Source organism: Paraburkholderia bannensis NBRC 103871, from assembly GCF_000685015.1.
Classification (GTDB): Bacteria; Pseudomonadota; Gammaproteobacteria; order Burkholderiales; family Burkholderiaceae; genus Paraburkholderia; species Paraburkholderia bannensis.
In genome coordinates, this window is record NZ_BAYA01000003.1 from 372,788 (window position 1) to 388,426 (window position 15,639).

At 62.9% G+C, this 15,639-nt stretch carries 12 protein-coding genes; 2 read left to right on the forward strand and 10 right to left on the reverse strand.

Features of this window, described 5'->3' with window-relative positions:
- Positions 1–95 precede the first annotated feature (95 nt).
- The 5 genes from cyoD to BBA01S_RS04955 all read right to left on the reverse strand — a co-directional run bounded on the left by cyoD (position 96) and on the right by BBA01S_RS04955 (position 5,878).
- Positions 96–425 (reverse strand): cytochrome o ubiquinol oxidase subunit IV, encoded by a 330-nt coding sequence (gene cyoD / locus BBA01S_RS04930; RefSeq protein WP_027815462.1) that lies wholly within the window; start codon positions 423–425, stop codon positions 96–98.
- Positions 426–1,037, reverse strand: a complete 612-nt coding sequence (gene cyoC / locus BBA01S_RS04935; protein ID WP_027815463.1) for a cytochrome o ubiquinol oxidase subunit III — start codon at positions 1,035–1,037, stop codon at positions 426–428.
- On the reverse strand, positions 1,037–3,070 hold the full coding sequence (cyoB, locus tag BBA01S_RS04940; RefSeq protein ID WP_027815464.1) for a cytochrome o ubiquinol oxidase subunit I: 2,034 nt from the start codon (positions 3,068–3,070) through the stop codon (positions 1,037–1,039). The genes cyoC and cyoB overlap by 1 nt, the downstream gene beginning before the upstream one ends.
- A 7-nt stretch (positions 3,071–3,077) precedes the next feature.
- On the reverse strand, positions 3,078–3,965 hold the full coding sequence (cyoA, locus tag BBA01S_RS04945; protein ID WP_042296143.1) for a ubiquinol oxidase subunit II: 888 nt from the start codon (positions 3,963–3,965) through the stop codon (positions 3,078–3,080).
- A gap of 353 nt (positions 3,966–4,318) precedes the next feature.
- Positions 4,319–5,878, reverse strand: coding sequence for an NADH-quinone oxidoreductase subunit M (locus BBA01S_RS04955; RefSeq protein WP_027815466.1), 1,560 nt, complete (start codon positions 5,876–5,878; stop codon positions 4,319–4,321).
- 825 nt (positions 5,879–6,703) lie between these two features.
- Between BBA01S_RS04955 and BBA01S_RS04960 the strand changes: the two genes are divergently transcribed.
- Both BBA01S_RS04960 and BBA01S_RS04965 read left to right on the forward strand, forming a co-directional pair.
- Positions 6,704–7,183, forward strand: a complete 480-nt coding sequence (locus tag BBA01S_RS04960; RefSeq protein ID WP_027815467.1) for a hypothetical protein — start codon at positions 6,704–6,706, stop codon at positions 7,181–7,183.
- A 123-nt stretch (positions 7,184–7,306) separates the two neighbouring features.
- On the forward strand, positions 7,307–8,797 hold the full coding sequence (locus BBA01S_RS04965) for an MFS transporter (RefSeq protein WP_027815468.1): 1,491 nt from the start codon (positions 7,307–7,309) through the stop codon (positions 8,795–8,797).
- A gap of 108 nt (positions 8,798–8,905) precedes the next feature.
- On the opposite strand, the gene BBA01S_RS04970 is transcribed toward BBA01S_RS04965, so the two are convergent.
- The 5 genes from BBA01S_RS04970 to BBA01S_RS04990 all read right to left on the reverse strand — a co-directional run bounded on the left by BBA01S_RS04970 (position 8,906) and on the right by BBA01S_RS04990 (position 15,610).
- The gene (locus tag BBA01S_RS04970; RefSeq protein WP_027815469.1) at positions 8,906–10,267 is read right to left on the reverse strand and encodes a sugar efflux transporter; all 1,362 of its coding nucleotides are present in this window, start codon (positions 10,265–10,267) and stop codon (positions 8,906–8,908) included.
- 667 nt (positions 10,268–10,934) lie between these two features.
- Positions 10,935–12,644 (reverse strand): acid phosphatase, encoded by a 1,710-nt coding sequence (locus BBA01S_RS04975; RefSeq protein ID WP_042295983.1) that lies wholly within the window; start codon positions 12,642–12,644, stop codon positions 10,935–10,937.
- Between the two features lie 143 nt (positions 12,645–12,787).
- Positions 12,788–13,663: a proteasome-type protease gene (locus BBA01S_RS40070; RefSeq protein ID WP_042295984.1), complete on the reverse strand. Its 876-nt coding sequence runs from the start codon at positions 13,661–13,663 to the stop codon at positions 12,788–12,790.
- Positions 13,664–13,788: 125 nt separating this feature from the next.
- On the reverse strand, positions 13,789–14,604 hold the full coding sequence (locus BBA01S_RS04985) for a transglutaminase family protein (RefSeq protein ID WP_027815471.1): 816 nt from the start codon (positions 14,602–14,604) through the stop codon (positions 13,789–13,791).
- A gap of 52 nt (positions 14,605–14,656) precedes the next feature.
- A complete protein-coding gene (locus BBA01S_RS04990) occupies positions 14,657–15,610 on the reverse strand; it encodes an alpha-E domain-containing protein (protein ID WP_027815472.1) in 954 nt (317 codons plus the stop codon).
- Positions 15,611–15,639 lie beyond the last annotated feature (29 nt).

Consider the following 15,639-nt stretch of genomic DNA (forward strand, 5'->3'; position numbering starts at 1 on the left):
AACCGAACGCATAAAAACAAAAACGCCGCCGGGCGCAAACCCAGGCGGCGTTTTTTTGCTTCTCCCGCAGCGGATGCGGAATCAGCGCGATGCGCTTAACGCGACATCATGTTCATGCTGACGTTGTGCATGACCCACAGCGTGCCGATCACGACGATCAGCACCGTCATGGCCGTGAAGCCAAATGCGGTCACGTTCCAACGCTGGCCCGACGACGTGTTCATATGCAGGAAGAACACGAGGTGAACCACAATCTGCACGACTGCCAGAACGGCCAGGCCGAGCAGCGCGGTTCCAGGCGCGAAGCCGCCATGCAGAACCACCCAGAACGATGCTGCCGTGAGCACCACCGCCAGGATGAAACCAGCCAGATAGCCGCCGAAGCTGCCGTGGCTTTCTTCTTCGTGGATAGGATGAGCACTCATTTAGATCACGCTCGCAAGGTAGACAAAGGAGAACACGCAGATCCAGACGATGTCCAGAAAGTGCCAGAAAAGGCTCAGGCACGACAGGCGGCGGATTTCGCGATCGCCCAGTTCCGGTGCCTTCAGCGTCTGCACCATCAGGACGACCATCCAGATCATGCCGAACGTCACGTGGATACCGTGGGTGGCAACCAGCGTGAAGAACGACGACAGGAACGCGCTGCGTTGCGGGCCGTTGCCTTCGGCGATCATGTTCGCGAACTCATGGAGTTCGAAATACAGGAACGTTGCGCCCAGCAGGAACGTAATGGCCAGCCAGAAGAACACCTGGCCCTTGCGATGCTTGTGCGCGCCGATCATCGCGAAGCCGTACGTGATGGACGACAGCAGCAGCACTGCCGTTTCCATCGCGACGCCGTTGATGTCGAACAGGTCCTTACCCGACGGGCCACCAGCGAACTGGTGCTGCATCACGGCAAACACTGCGAACAGCGTGCCGAACAGAATGCAGTCGGTCATCAGGTACAGCCAGAAACCGAACACCGAGTGTGACGGCGGGTGATCGTGGTGATCGTGCTCCGCGAGTGCGGCCGCACCAGTTTTCGTCAACATCAGTTGGCCTCCAGTGCTTCTTCAACCTTGCCACCGCGTTGCTTGTCAGCAAACGCCTTGACCAGTGCGCGACTACGCGCTTCTTCGTCTGCCCGAACCTTGGCGGCCGGGATGTAATAGCCTTCGTTCTTCTGGAAGCTGTAGGCGATAGCCGTACCGACGATGCCGATAAAGCCAACGATCATGAGCCACCAGATGTGCCAGATGCCAGCAAAGCCGAGCACCAGGCTGAAGAAACCGATGAACAGGCCTGCGCTCGTGTTCGAGGGCATGTGGATGTCGGTGTAATGCGTGTTCGCGACGTCCACGGTCTCGCGGCCGGTGTCCTTCAGGTGCTGGAACTCATCGAGTTCCGACACGTTCGGGATGATCGCGAAGTTGTACGACGGCGGCGGCGACGACATCGACCATTCCAGCGTACGGCCACCCCACGGATCGCCCGTCAGGTCGCGGTTTTCCGGCAGGTTGCGGTCGCGGATCGACACGTACAGCTGCATCAGCTGGTGAGCGATACCGATTGCCACGAGCACGGCGCCAACCCAGGCGATGATCATCCACGGATGCCATGCCGGATTGTCGTAGTGGTTCAGACGACGCGTTGCGCCCATGAAGCCCAGCACGTACAGCGGCGTGAAGGCAACGTAGAAGCCCGACAGCCAGAACCAGAACGCGCGCTTGCCCAGCTTTTCGTTGAGCTTGAAGCCGAACGCCTTCGGGAACCAGTAGTTGAAGCCAGCCAGGTAGCCGAACAGCACGCCGCCGATGATCACGTTGTGGAAGTGAGCAATCAGGAACAGCGAGTTGTGCAGCACGAAGTCAGCACCCGGGATCGCCATCATCACGCCGGTCATGCCGCCGATGGTGAAGGTGACCATGAAGCCGAGCGTCCACAGCACCGACGAGTTGAACTCAAGGCGACCGCGGTAGATCGTGAACAGCCAGTTGAAGATCTTCACGCCAGTCGGGATCGAAATGATCATCGTGGCGATACCGAAGAACGCATTGACGTCAGCGCCCGAACCCATCGTGAAGAAGTGGTGCAGCCACACGACGAATGCCAGCACCATGATCGCGCACGTTGCGTAGACCATGGCCTTGTAGCCGAACAGCGGCTTCTTGGCGTACGTAGCCACGACTTCCGAGAAGATACCGAACGCCGGCAGGATCAGGATGTACACCTCGGGGTGACCCCATGCCCAGATCAGGTTCAGGTACAGCATGGCGTTGCCGCCGCCGTCATTCGTGAAGAAGTGCGTACCGATGTAACGGTCGAGGCCCAGCAGCGCGAGCGTGACGGTCAGGATCGGGAATGCAGCCATGATCAGCACGTTCGTGCACAGCGCCGTCCACGTGAACACCGGCAGCTTCATCATCGTCATGCCAGGAGCGCGCATCTTGATGATGGTGACGAAGAAGTTCACGCCGGTCAGCAGCGTACCGACACCCGAGATCTGCAGCGCCCACAGGTAATAGTCGACACCGACCCCTGGACTGTATGCAAGCTCCGAAAGCGGCGGGTATGCGAGCCAGCCCGTCATGGCGAACTCACCCACGACGAGCGAGATCATCAGCAGGATGGCGCCAACGGCCGTCATCCAGAACGACAGCGAGTTCAGGAACGGGAACGCGACGTCACGGGCACCGATTTGCAGCGGCACCACGATGTTCATCAGGCCAACCATGAAAGCCATGGCCATGAAGAAAATCATGATCACGCCGTGAGCCGTGAAGATCTGGTCGTAGTGGTGCGGCGGCAGGTAGCCCGGCGCGTTGTACGCGAGAGCCAGCTGGGTACGCATCATGATTGCGTCGGCGAAGCCGCGCAGCAGCATGATGAGGGCGAGCACGATGTACATGACGCCCAGACGCTTGTGGTCGACGCTCGTCAGCCACTCCGTCCACAGATATTTCCACTTACCGAGGTAAGTGATGCCACCGAGCACAAATGCGCCGATGACAGCCATACCGATCATCGTGCCGAGAATAATCGGCTCGTGATACGGAATGTCGGCTAGTGTAAGTTTTCCGAACATGCTTGGATTACCCCTTGGTCACGCAGGACGGGTCACTGAAATTCGTGACGTGGCCGTTGTTGTACTTCGCGATGATGTTGTTGAAGAGCTTCGGATCCACCGTCGAGAAGTATTCAACCGGTGCCTTTTCGCTCGGCTGCGCAACCGTCGCGTATTGATCCATCGAAAGCTGCGTCGAGGACGCCTTCACCTTCTGGACCCATGCGTCGAAGTCTTGCTGGCTCGTGGCGAGCGTGCGGAACTTCATATCCGAGAAGCCCTTGCCGCTGAAGTTCGCCGAGAGGCCGGCGTAGTCGCCTGCCTGGTCAGCGATCAGGTGCAGACGGGTCTGCATGCCTGCCATCGCGTACACCTGGGTACCAAGCTGCGGGATGAAGAACGAATTCATCACCGAGTCCGACGTGATACTGAAGTTGACCGGCGTGCCGACCGGAACGGCCAGCTGGTTCACCGTGGCGATGCCCAGATCCGGGTAGATGAACAGCCACTTCCAGTCCAGCGCGACCACTTCGACGTTGATCGGCTTGACGTTCGATTCAAGCGGCTTGTAGGGATCGAGTTCGTGCGTGGTTTTCCACGTGAGCACCGCGAGGAACAGGATGATCAGCGACGGCACTGTCCAGACGACGACTTCGATCGCCGTCGAGTGCGACCATTTCGGCGCATAGGTGGCGCTGCGGTTCGATGCGCGATAACGGTACGCGAACCACAACGTCAGGATGATCACAGGGATCACCACGATCAACATGGCCCAGGTGGAGGTCGCGATCAGCTGCTTTTCCGCTACGCCCACGCTACCTTTGGGGTCGAGGACTTCCAGATTGCAACCGGAAAGACACATGGCCAATCCGGCGCTGACGGGAAGCAATAACCTTTGCAAGGTTGTTCTTTTCATCACGTTTGCCTGAATTTCATTCATTGAATAGTTCCGGGCACATCCCCTGACATCCGGCAAAGGAAGCGCGCCCGAATCATACAGCCGCTTTGATCCATGACAATCAATGAATGCTGAAAATGATCTTTGTCAAAACAAAAGTGAGACACTATGTCGCATGCGTTCGCGAGGTTCGTCGCGCCTCATCAACACACGCACGTAATGCCCCAATTAAGTCTTGACTCAGACCCGCAGCGGCTTTGTTTCCGAATTGCACAATCCGAAACGGTTGAACGCACCGCGCGCCGCACCGCCTTGTGAGCGGGACGGCGCGCGCTGCGTCGTCATTCTTCTACAGTGAACACCTGCCCTGCTTACGTCGGCGAATGCGGCGTGCGGGTCTCCGAGGCGGAGCGTGCGGCATCGGTGCGCACAGCGTCCGCGTTGGCCGTGTCCTCGGCGGGCTGCTTGGTGCGGCCTGCCTGGGTCACGAGGTTGGCTGCCGACAGCTCGATTGCATCGGTCATAGGCTTCGGATAGATGCCCACTGCCAGCACCAGCGCGGCCAGCGAAGCCAGGATCAGCGTTTCGCGGCGGCCGATATCGGCCAGCTTTGCCACGCTCTTGTTCGCCACCGCGCCAAAAATCACGCGCTTGTACATCCACAGGGTGTACGCGGCGCTCATCACGACGGTCGTCGTGGCAATCGCGCCCACCCAGAAGTTCACGCGGATCGCGCCCATGATGACCATGAACTCGCCCACGAAGCCCGAGGTGCCCGGCAGGCCCACATTGGCCATGCAGAACAGCATCATGAAAACGGCGTAGCGCGGCATGACGTTGACGACGCCGCCATACGCCGAGATCGTGCGCGTCTTGGTGCGGTCGAACAGCATGCCGATCGACAGCAGCATCGCGCCCGACACGAAGCCGTACGAGATCATCTGGACGATCGCGCCTTCGGTGCCGATCTGGTTGAAGAGGAACAGGCCCAGCGTCACGAGGCCCATGTGGGCGATCGTCGAGTACGCAAGCAGACGCGTCATGTCGGTCTGCGCGAGCGCGAGCAGGCTCGAGTACACGACGGCCACGAGCGACAGCGTGATGATCGCGGGCGCGAAGAAGTGCGCGGCGTCCGGCGTGATCGGCAGCGTGAAGCGCAGGAAGCCGTAGCCGCCCAGCTTGAGCATCGCCAGGATCACGGTCGCGCCGGTGGGCGCTTCGAGGTGGACGTCAGGCAGCCAGGTGTGGAACGGCCACATCGGCACCTTGACCGCGAAAGCCGCGAAGAAGCCAATGAACACCAGTAGCTGCGGCACGAGGCCCATCGACAGGTTATGCCATGCGGCCATGTCGAAGGTGTGTGCCTGGCTGTAGAGATACAGCATCGACACCAGCATCAGCAGCGAGCCGGCCAGCGAGAAGAAGAAGAACTTGACCGCGGCGTAGCTGCGGCGGGCATGGCCCCAGGCGCCGATCAGCAGATACAGCGGAATCAGGGTCGCTTCGAAGAACACGAAGAAGAGCATGCCGTCGGTCGCCGCGAAGGTGCCGACCATCAGGCCCGAGAGGATCAGGAACGCGCCGTGGTACTGGGCCACGCGCACGGTGATCGACTCCCACGAGGCAATCACGATCACGAGCGTCGTGAATGCGGTCAGCACGACCAGCCACAGCGAAATACCATCGATCCCGAGTCGCCACGCCACGCCGAAATCGGGCAGCCAGTTACGGAATTCGACGAACTGCATGGCGGCAACATGGTTGTCGAAACCGGTAATGAGCGGAATGGTCACCAGCAGACCGACGATGGAGCCGACCAGCGACAACCAGCGCGTGCGCTGTGGGTGGCGGTCCGACCCGAGGCGCAGCACAGCCACGCCGAACAGGATGGGAATCCAGATCGCCAGACTCAGGAATGGAACGGATTGCATTTCAACATGACCTTAAAAATGCGGGGCACATAGTTCGTCTGCGCACGGGCTGGCGCGCAAGCAAACTGAAAGATAACGCGGGGTGAAAATCGGACCAGGCTGGCTGCAATGGTTCGGTCAGCTGAGAGGCGAAATGCAACACACGTCCAAGGGTTAACGAGGGTAAACGGAATACCAGACTTTTGCAGCGCAACAACCCGTTCCAGATCAGCGCCTGATACAAGTCATTGTTTTTCTGCAACTTTATGCTAGTACAAAAAACGTGAAGCACTGCTCATCCGCGCTTCTCCGCTCTCAAAAGAGCCCCCGACGACCTCTTGAACGCCTGTGCAAGCGACACGCCGTCACACCGCGCGGCCCGAATAATACCTTACTTGTTCTTTTGCCCTCAATGACTTATGCATAGGGGCGCAATCGCCGGTGCCGCGCCAGGCTTGCTGGACACGCCTTCAGGCAACGCAAAAAAAAGCCCCAGCCGTCTTCGGGCCGGGGCGAACTCTCACGATGCGCCAGCGACGCTGGAACACGCATGGGCGGCACTGTAGCGGCTTGTGGCCCTTCAATTAAGCCGCTTGCCTGGAACAGTCCCTTCCCGCGGCACGACGGATGCCAGCCGACCGGCGCTGCATCGTCACGCAGTGTTGCTGCGGTGCCGCATGCGCATTCCCAGTCATCCGGCATGCCCATTATACAAATGAGAATCATTTGCATTTAACTTCGTTTTGGGGCATCATGCTTTCCATGCCGGCGAGGCCGGCCCTGTTTGGATTGATCCGCTGATCCGCGCACCCGTTTGCGCACCCGCCCTGTTCGCCGGAGGCTCCCATGAACTACACCGCCCCTTTCGCGAGAAACGACACGCTGATCGACGACACCTTCGTCCAGCACCCCGATAGCGCCGAACAAACCATCCTGCGCGCCGTGCGCACGTGGCTGCGCCCGCACTGCGACGCTTACGGCAAGGCCGAAAGCTGGCGCGGCGTGCTGGCCGACGCGGGACTCGGCGCTGAAGGCATCGGCCATTTCGACCTGCTGATGGGCACGCTTTGCCGCGCTTCGTGCCGCCCGCTCGATACCCGCTGCCGCTGCGCGTCGGAGCTGGCGAAGGACGAAGGCTCGCTGCTCCAGGTGATCGCGCTGCTGCAATCGACGCGCAGCGAGGCCGCCGTGCAGTTGCTCAACGACTGGCTGCCGATGCAAAGCGTAAGCGGCATGCTCAAGACGTCGCGCTGGTTTGCCATCTGCCTGCTCGACGCGGGCGTGCAGTTGAGCGACCGCGCGCGCCGCGTGACCTATATGCACTAGGAATTCACTCAAGGCGATGCGGGCCGCATGCGCACCGCATAAGCTCATTACGAAAGACGATTTGGGCGGGCGGCGGCCCGCCGGTAGCATTCGGGACTTTCCAGCCGCCGCCCGCCTGCCCGCATGTCTTCCGCTTCTGCCCCCGCTTCTGCCTCCCCTTCCCCCGGCCGCGCGCTGATCCGCAGCGCCGCCGATGTCTCGCGGCTCGTCAACGCGGGCGGCGCGCCCGGCAGCAACGCACGCATCGTCGTCGCGATCGCGCTGGGCGGTGTGTTCCTCGACGCCTACGACCTGGGCGCCCTCGCCTTCGGCCTGAAGGACGTCGCGCGCGAATTCTCGCTCTCGCCCGCGGGCACGGGCTTCGTTGCCTCGGCGATCACCTTTGGCGCGATCGTCGGCGCGTTTCTCGGCGGCTTCCTCACCGACCGCATCGGCCGCTATCGCGTCTTCATGGCCGACATGTTCTTCTTCGTGGTCGCCGCACTGGCCTGCGCACTCGCGCCCAATGCCTGGGTGCTGGGCGGCGCGCGCTTCGTGATGGGCCTGGGCGTGGGCATCGACCTGCCCGTCGCGATGGCCTTCCTCGCCGAGTTCTCGCGCCTCTCGGGCCGCGGCAACAAAGCGGCGCGCGTAGCGATGTGGTGCCCCGTCTGGTACGCGGCGATCAGCGTTTCCTATCTGCTCGTGCTGGCGTTCTACGCGACGCTGCCCGCCTCGCATTCGCATCTGCTGTGGCGACTGACGCTCGGCTTCGGCGCGGTGCCTGCGCTCATCATCATCGCGATCCGCAGCCGCTACATCAGCGAGTCGCCGGTCTGGGCCGCGAACCAGGGCGATCTGGCGGGCGCGGCGCGCATCCTGCAACGCTCCTATGGCATCGACGCCGACGTCGCACCCGAAGCCCTCCAGTCAGCCGCAAAACCGGCGCGCGTGGCGTCGTGGAAGAACTACGGCGCGCTGCTGCGCGGCGTTTATGCGCGGCGTACGGTGCTCGCGACGGTGATCGGCGTGGCCTCGTCGTTCGCCTATAACGCGGTGGCGTTCGGGCTACCCGTGATCATTTCGAGTTTCCTTGCACAGTCGATGCTGACGACCATCCTCGCCTCGCTTGCGCTCAATCTGGGCTTTGCGTTCGTGGGCGGGCTGATCGCCGTGCGCACCGTGCCGCGCTTCGGCGCCTGGAACATGACGGTCTGCGGCTACGTGATCCAGTTCGTGGCGCTCGTGGGCCTCGCGATCGTCGGCAAGCCCGCGACGACGCTGGAGGTCGTGAGCGCCGTCGCGCTGCTCGCGGCATTCCTGTTCGGCCAGGGGATCGGGCCGGGTTCGCACAGCATGACGTTCGCTTCGCTGGGCTACCCGACATCGCTGCGCGGCGTGGGCGTCGGCCTGAACCAGACGCTGATGCGCGCAAGCTCCACGGTTTCGCTGTTCCTGTTCCCGGTGCTGGCCGCCGCGCTCAATACGCGGGTGTTCTGGATCATCGCGATCGCGCCGCTCGCGGGGCTGGTGGCGCTGCTTTCGGTGCGCTGGGAACCGTCGGGCTACGATGTGGACGCCGAAGATTTTGCCGTCGAAGACACTACGCGTGTCCGTACGGCCGAAGCGGCTTGATGATCGAATCCGACGCCTGAAAAAACACCAAGCGGCGCGTTCATCGCGCCGCTTTGCTTTTGCGCCGGTTGATTCGGATGGCTTATCGAATCGATAAATGGCGCACCGTTATTTCACGCGCGAGGCCATCTTTTCGCGCACGAAATCGCGTAACGCACGCGCCATCTTCGGATACTGCTCGCCTGGCACCGCGAACAATACGAGCGCGCACAGCGCGAGCACGCCGCAGAACAAAAACGTGCCGCGATAACCGAATGCCTGCACGAGCATCCCGGACAACACGCCGGACAGAATCGAACCGAGCCGCGATGCGTTGAAGAACAGCGCCGTCGCGCGCCCCGGCGCATCGGGCATCAGATCCTGGATGAACGTCATGCCGAGACACGACGTCACCGCGACCACGAAGGCGTTGAGAATCTGCATCGGAATGAGCGCATGCACGCCAGGCGCAGCCGCCATGGCCGCGAAATACACCGCATGCACGACCGCGCAGGCCGCAAGCCAATGCGACTTGTTCAGGCGCGACGCCTTCGCGCCGAGCGCGAGCATCATCGGAATCTCCATCAACGCGCCCAGCCCGAGCATGATCGACACGTCGATCCGCGAGCCCTGCAAGCCGTGGACGATATAGAGCGGCAGCACGATCATCGTCGCGTTGGCCGCGAGGCCGATCAGTGTGAGCGCAACGATCGCGCGCATGATGTCCTTGTGCGAGACATCGGGCGCGGCGTCGTGGATGCGCTGCTTCACGGCGGGCTGCACTTCGGCCTGGGTGAGCGGCTGGCCGTCATATGGGGCGATGGCGTCTTCGGCGCGCTCCTGCGCGACTTCCTGAGCCGTGGGCCGCGTCATCAGGTGCTGGGTGGCATGTTCATCCTGGCGCGGCTCGCGCATGCGCCACACGATCGTGCCGCACAGCGCGAAGCTGGCTGCGGCGAACAGGAACAGCCCGTAGAAGCCGGTGGCCGCGAGCACCAGCGCGCCCACCGCCGGCCCGAACACCCATGCCGCCGAGAGGATCGTGCGCAAGGTCGCGCTGGCGAAGGTGCGTTCGGCATCGTCGGCGGCAGGCAGCGCCGCGCGGCTGAACGAAAACACCAGCGAGAGCGCGCAGCCGCCCGCGCCGATGAACGCAATGCCTACCGCGAGCAGCAGCCGGTAATCGCGCACGACGCACAGACACAGATACCCGAGCGTGGCCGCGCACAGCGACGCCAGCAGCAACAAGCGATGCTTGCCCGTGCGGTCGCTCCAGCGCCCCGCCGCCGTGCTGGCGATCACGCCGCTCGCGGCAATGGCGGTCATGAACACGCCTAGCCGGAACGGCGTCATGCCGGCGCGCTCGACGCCGAAGAGCGAGAGATACGGTGCGGTGAAGGACATGGCCACGCCCAGCATCAGGGTGGCGCCGGCAAGCGGCAAAAATCCAGGAATATGCAGGAGACCGACAAAGCGCGAGTTCTTGAGCACGGCGCGATGGAGAGTGGCGGGGAGAATGAGTCGCGACGCGTGGTGCGAAGCGTACGGTGATGCGTGGTGCGAACTGTTCAGACTGCCTGGTTCCGGCTGTGAAACCACAAACGACGCAACCGGGAAGCCTGACTGCGAACCCGATTATCGGACTGAAACTGCGAGCTGCGCAAGGCAAGTGTTATCGATATCAGCATCTGGGCCTCGTCCAGGTTCCGGGCGTGACTCGATGGGCAGGACTATCCACAGAATTTGTTGGCAGCCCTGTGCGTAACCCTGGGATGAGTGCTGTAAGTACCTGATGCATAGCGGATTGTCTGCGGCGTTGCCGATTGCAGCAGTTTTGACGCCGATCCGAAATCTGGCGCCGAGCTTGTCCACAGTTTTTGTTCACAGCCTTGTGGGTAAGTACTGGACATCGCAACCAAACCCATGATTCATAACGATAAACGCTCGCGCACCAGCAAAAATGCACAAAAAGTGCGCAAAAAAGTTGTCCACAGCTTCTTGGGATAAACCTGTTGATAACCCTCTTACTAGCGCGCCAACTCATTGATCGGATGGGCAGTTAGTCGATTTAGTCACGGATTCAGCAGAAGGTTTCCGATTGGCAACATTTTGCGCGCTGCCTCCGGCACCTCCTGCCGCCCACGTCTGCCCCATACCGTCACGCCAGATCGAGCGCCGCCGTGAGATCCCCCGGCGGCGTCTGCCCGCGCGCGGCGAAAGCCCGGTCGCGCGACGCCACGCCATCGAGCGGCGCGAGTCCGTGAACACGGCTGATGAAGCGCAGGATCGAGTTCGTGTCGTAGAACGTGTGATCCACATGCCCCTTCTTCGCGAACGGCGCGATCACCAGCGCCGGGATGCGCGAGCCCGGCCCCCAGCGGTCGCCCGTGGGCGGCGCGACCGGATCCCACCAGCCGCCGTTCTCGTCGTGCGTCATCACGACCACGGTGTTGGCCCACTGCGGGCTGCGCTGCAGATGCTCGATCACGGCGGCCACATGGCGGTCGCCCGACTCCACATCGGCGTAACCGGCGTGCATGTTCAGGTTGCCCTGCGGCTTGTAGAACGTGACAGCAGGCAGGCGTCCCGCATCGATATCGGCGAGCAGGCGGTTGGTGGCGGGGTCGTCGCCCACGCCCGCGTCGCGCAGATGGCGCGCGCGCTCCGTCGTCCCCGGCGCGAAGTTGGCGAAGTAATTGAAGGGCTGATGGTGGTACTGGAAATCGGGCACGGAGCCGGTGTCGCGATGATCGAGCGCGAACTGCCAGGCGCCGCTGTACCAGGCCCAATCGACGCCCCTGGCCGAGAGCCGGTCGCCAATCGTGGCGAAGGTCTGCGGCGGCATTACACGGGGATCGGACGGGTCGGCCCAGGCCGGATTGCCGTCCTCGGCAGGCCGCACGCTGCTGGGCTGGTACGGCGGCGCCATCGTGTTGACCGCATAGCCGTCGGGCGTGAACGCGCCGTCGTTGACGAACTTCGGCGGGCCGCCCAGCGCCGATGGCGGGCTGCTGGCCGCCACCTTCAGGCGCGTGCCGAGCGGATCGTCGCCGTCCAGCACGGATACCATGTGCTTCGCCGGACTCGACTGAACGTTCGGGTAATACGGCGCCTGCGCAGCAATCAGATAGATATGGTTGAGCCACGAGCCGCCAAAGGCGGCCATGAAGAAGTTGTCGCACAGCGTGTATTGCTGCGCGAGTTGCCAGAGCCGCAAGGTCTCGGCGGAGTTCTCGTAATAGCCCATCACGAGGCCGCCCGAATCGCCCCACGCAGCGAACTGGTCGTTGCGTCCCGCGTTGATCTGCATCTGGTTCTGATAGAAGCGATGCACGAGGTCGCGCGTGATGATTCCGTTCGGCAACGGATCGCCATGCGTGTCGACGATACGAAACGGCTGGTTAGCCAGCCCCGCGATGGCCGGCTCGCCGATCATGTAGCGCTTGCCGTCGAGTTCCTGCGCCTGCGGCACGAGTCCGCCCCAGATCTTCGGCAGCTGTGTGAGCGGCGTCTTGCCGTCACGGTCGAGCTGCGCGTAGCGCGACGCGCTCACGCCCGACAGCGGCGTCTGCACGCCGGGAAAATTGCCGTAAAGGTTCGTGAAGCTGCGATTTTCCGCGTAGATCACGACGATATGGCGCACCTGGTCGCGCAGCGCGGCATCGACGCGCGCGTCGCCCGCACTGCGCGGGCCGAGGCCCGCATTCGTCTCCGGCGTCTGGCAACCGCTGAGCGCGAGGCCCACGCCCACCGCCGCGATCCCGCCCAGGACGCGGCGGCGCGCGGGGTCGTCCGGGGCGCCGCTTGCATCGGTCACGCCGCTCGCGTGGTGCTCGTTCTCTTCTACCTTCGGGTCGTCATGCTTCATCGGCCTGCCTCCTCGTTCCGGTCAAAGGGCGCTCTGTGGCTCTGCGCGCGCCGCGGATCAAACGTCCAGCAGGAGGATACCGCGCGACCCGCCCTGCGCGGCACAAGGCCGCGCGTCCAGGTCGCGTCAGGAAGGACAGAAACTCAGGTGCCGCGCGGCGGCGTGGCGGGCTGCGGCCCCTGCGCGAGCGTCTGGGCAGGGCGCGCTTCGGCAGACTGCGGACGCTGCCCGTCGAGCGGCAGGCGCGGCACGGCGGGCAATTCCACGCGTTCGTGGCGCGGCACGTCGCCGTCGTCGGCCCAGAGCGGATCGGGAATTTCACTGAACACCTGGCGCAGCCGCTCGCCCCAGGTCGAATGCAGCATCTGGAAATAAGCGTTCGAATGATCGAGCGACGCGTAACGCGTCACCCGCAGCGAATCGCGCTCATAGACGAGCAGGTCGAGCGGCAGTCCCACGGACAGGTTCGAGCGCAACGTCGAATCCATCGAAATCAGCGCGCACTTGGCGGCCTCGTCGAGCGGCGTGCGCGGCGTGAGCACGCGATCGATGATCGGCTTGCCGTACTTGGATTCGCCGATCTGGAAGTACGGATTGACGCTCGACGTTTCGATGAAATTGCCGGCCGCGTAGATCTGGAACACGCGCATGGCCTGGCCCCGGATCTGGCCGCCCAGGATGAAGCTGCAATTGAAATCGACATTGAACTGCTTGAGCGCCTCGGCATCGCGCCGGTACACCTCGCGCACCGCCTCGCCGACGATGCGTGCGGCTTCGACCATGCCCGGCACGCTCCACAGCGACGGCTGCGCGCTGTCGCGCTGTTCGGTCAGCACCTGCAAGGTGGCCTGCGTGATCGCCAGGTTGCCGGCCACGAGCAGCACCAGCACGCGCTCGCCGGGCTCCTCGAACACGGCCATCTTGCGCGATGTGCTGATGTGATCGACCCCGGCATTCGTGCGCGTATCCGAAAGGAAAACCAGGCCCTCGTCCACAGCAAGCGCTACACAGTACGTCATAGTTGTCCTTCGAATCGGCTCGTGCGTGTCTGCAACCTAGCCGCGATTTTCGCACGCTCCGGCCGCGGCGTTGCTGATGAGAAACCCGCGCCGTCTTCGGTGTTTCCTTTCGTATAACGAGAAAACTATTGTTGCTGCTGTTGCTGCTGAGCGTCGAGCGCACTCACCTTCACGCTGACGTCGAGCGTCTCGCCCAGCCCGCCGATACGCCGCCCGCGCACCGGCGCCGCGGCCTCGTAATCGCGCCCCACCGCGATCCGGCAGTATTTCTCGCTTGCGAAACACGCGTGCGTGACGTCCACCGTCAGCCAGCCATTGTCGAGCCAGACGTCCACCCAGGCGTGGCTCGCCATTTCCGGCACGTCGCCGGGGGCGAAATAGCCGCTCACGTAACGCGCTGGAATCCCACGCGCGCGGCACACCGCCAGCATCACATGCGCGTGATCCTGGCACACACCGCGACCGAGCGAGAACGCATCGGCGGCCGTATGCGCCACATCGGTCACGCCGGATTCGTAGCGCACCTGCTCAGTGATGCGTGCGGCCGCTTCAAGCATCGCCGCCGCATCGTCAAGCGGCCCAAGGCTTTGCGCGAATGCCGTGAGCGCCGCATCGGCCTCGGTAAGACGCGTCGGCGACGTGAAGTGCCAGGTGGGAATCGGCCCTTCGCCTTCGGTCAGGCGTCCTTGTGCGAGCGGCACCGTTTCCACTTCGCCACGCACACGCAGTCGTATTTCGCGGTGCGGGCGCGAGAGCACCAGCGTCATCAGCGTGTTGCCGTAAGCGTCGCGGCTTGCATCGAGCTTGCCTGGCGCATCCACATGCCATTGCGTGACGATCTGCGTAGGCGTCGTGAGCGGCGCGAGCCGCAATTGCTGGATCGAGTAATGCACCGGCACATCGTAGCGATAGACGGTGTCGTGGCGAATCGCGAGCTGCATGGCGAATGTCCTTCAACGAATCGATCTGGAATCCGAACGGCCTCGCATCGCGCTAGCCCACCGGCAGCATCAGGTACGTGCGGGCGACCTGGTTGCCCAGTTCGTAGACGCGCGCGAGAAACTGCGTGAGAAAGGTATGCACGCCAACCGAGAAGATCTGCCGCAAGTCCGCATACAGCAGTTCGGCGCGCAGCTTGCCTGCCGTGCGCTCGACTTCACGGGACGCATCGGTGCGCAGCATCGCGAGATTCACGCACACCCCTTCCATCGATGCCAGCAGCGAACGCGGCATCTGCTGGTTCAGGATCAGCAGTTCCACCACGCGTGCGGGCGTCACGACGTCGCGATAGACCTTGCGGTAAATCTCCAGCGCGGACACCGAACTCAAGATCGACGTCCAGTAATAGAAGTCCTCTAGCTGGCGTGCCGCCGAGCGCGAATCAGCCTGATCCACTTCGACGAAACGCACGTCCAGAATGCGTGCGGTGTTGTCGGCGCGCTCCAGGAAGGTGCCAAGCTGTGTGAAGAACAGCGCATCGTCCTGCAACGCGGTACCCACGCGCACGCCGCGCGACAGATGCGAGCGGAACTTCACCCACTCGAACAGCGACTCAGGATGCGTCGCCAGGGTATCGCCGCGCAACAATTCGGAGAACTGCAACCAGGTGTCGTTGACGGTTTCCCACCACTCGGTGGTCAGCGTGCCGCGCACCGCGCGTGCATTTTCGCGCGCCGCCTGCAAGCACGAGTAGATGCTCGAAGGATTGGTCGGATCGGCGACGAGAAATTGCAGCACGTTACTGCGCGTCGTCTTTTCGTGCCGCTCGTCGAAGGCCGTATCGAGCTCGGAAATACGCAGCATCGCGCGATGCGTGCGCGCTTCATCGTCGGCATTGCCGGGCAACAGCAACGCCGTGAGATTGATGTCGAGCATGCGCGCGGTATTCTCCGCGCGCTCCATGTAACGGGCCATCCAGAACAGGTGATCGGCGGTACGGCTCAGCATGCTCGCTCCTCTTTCATTCCGATTTTTAC

Bases quoted from the DNA above. Each gene is read 5' to 3' on its own strand.
- cyoD (WP_027815462.1), bottom strand. From the start codon at position 425: ATGAGTGCTCATCCTATCCACGAAGAAGAAAGCCACGGCAGCTTCGGC.
- cyoC (WP_027815463.1), bottom strand. From the start codon at position 1,037: ATGTTGACGAAAACTGGTGCGGCCGCACTCGCGGAGCACGATCACCAC.
- cyoB (WP_027815464.1), bottom strand. From the start codon at position 3,070: ATGTTCGGAAAACTTACACTAGCCGACATTCCGTATCACGAGCCGATT.
- cyoA (WP_042296143.1), bottom strand. From the start codon at position 3,965: ATGAAAAGAACAACCTTGCAAAGGTTATTGCTTCCCGTCAGCGCCGGA.
- BBA01S_RS04955 (WP_027815466.1), bottom strand. From the start codon at position 5,878: ATGCAATCCGTTCCATTCCTGAGTCTGGCGATCTGGATTCCCATCCTG.
- BBA01S_RS04960 (WP_027815467.1), top strand. From the start codon at position 6,704: ATGAACTACACCGCCCCTTTCGCGAGAAACGACACGCTGATCGACGAC.
- BBA01S_RS04965 (WP_027815468.1), top strand. From the start codon at position 7,307: ATGTCTTCCGCTTCTGCCCCCGCTTCTGCCTCCCCTTCCCCCGGCCGC.
- BBA01S_RS04975 (WP_042295983.1), bottom strand. From the start codon at position 12,644: ATGAAGCATGACGACCCGAAGGTAGAAGAGAACGAGCACCACGCGAGC.
- BBA01S_RS40070 (WP_042295984.1), bottom strand. From the start codon at position 13,663: ATGACGTACTGTGTAGCGCTTGCTGTGGACGAGGGCCTGGTTTTCCTT.
- BBA01S_RS04985 (WP_027815471.1), bottom strand. From the start codon at position 14,604: ATGCAGCTCGCGATTCGCCACGACACCGTCTATCGCTACGATGTGCCG.
- BBA01S_RS04990 (WP_027815472.1), bottom strand. From the start codon at position 15,610: ATGCTGAGCCGTACCGCCGATCACCTGTTCTGGATGGCCCGTTACATG.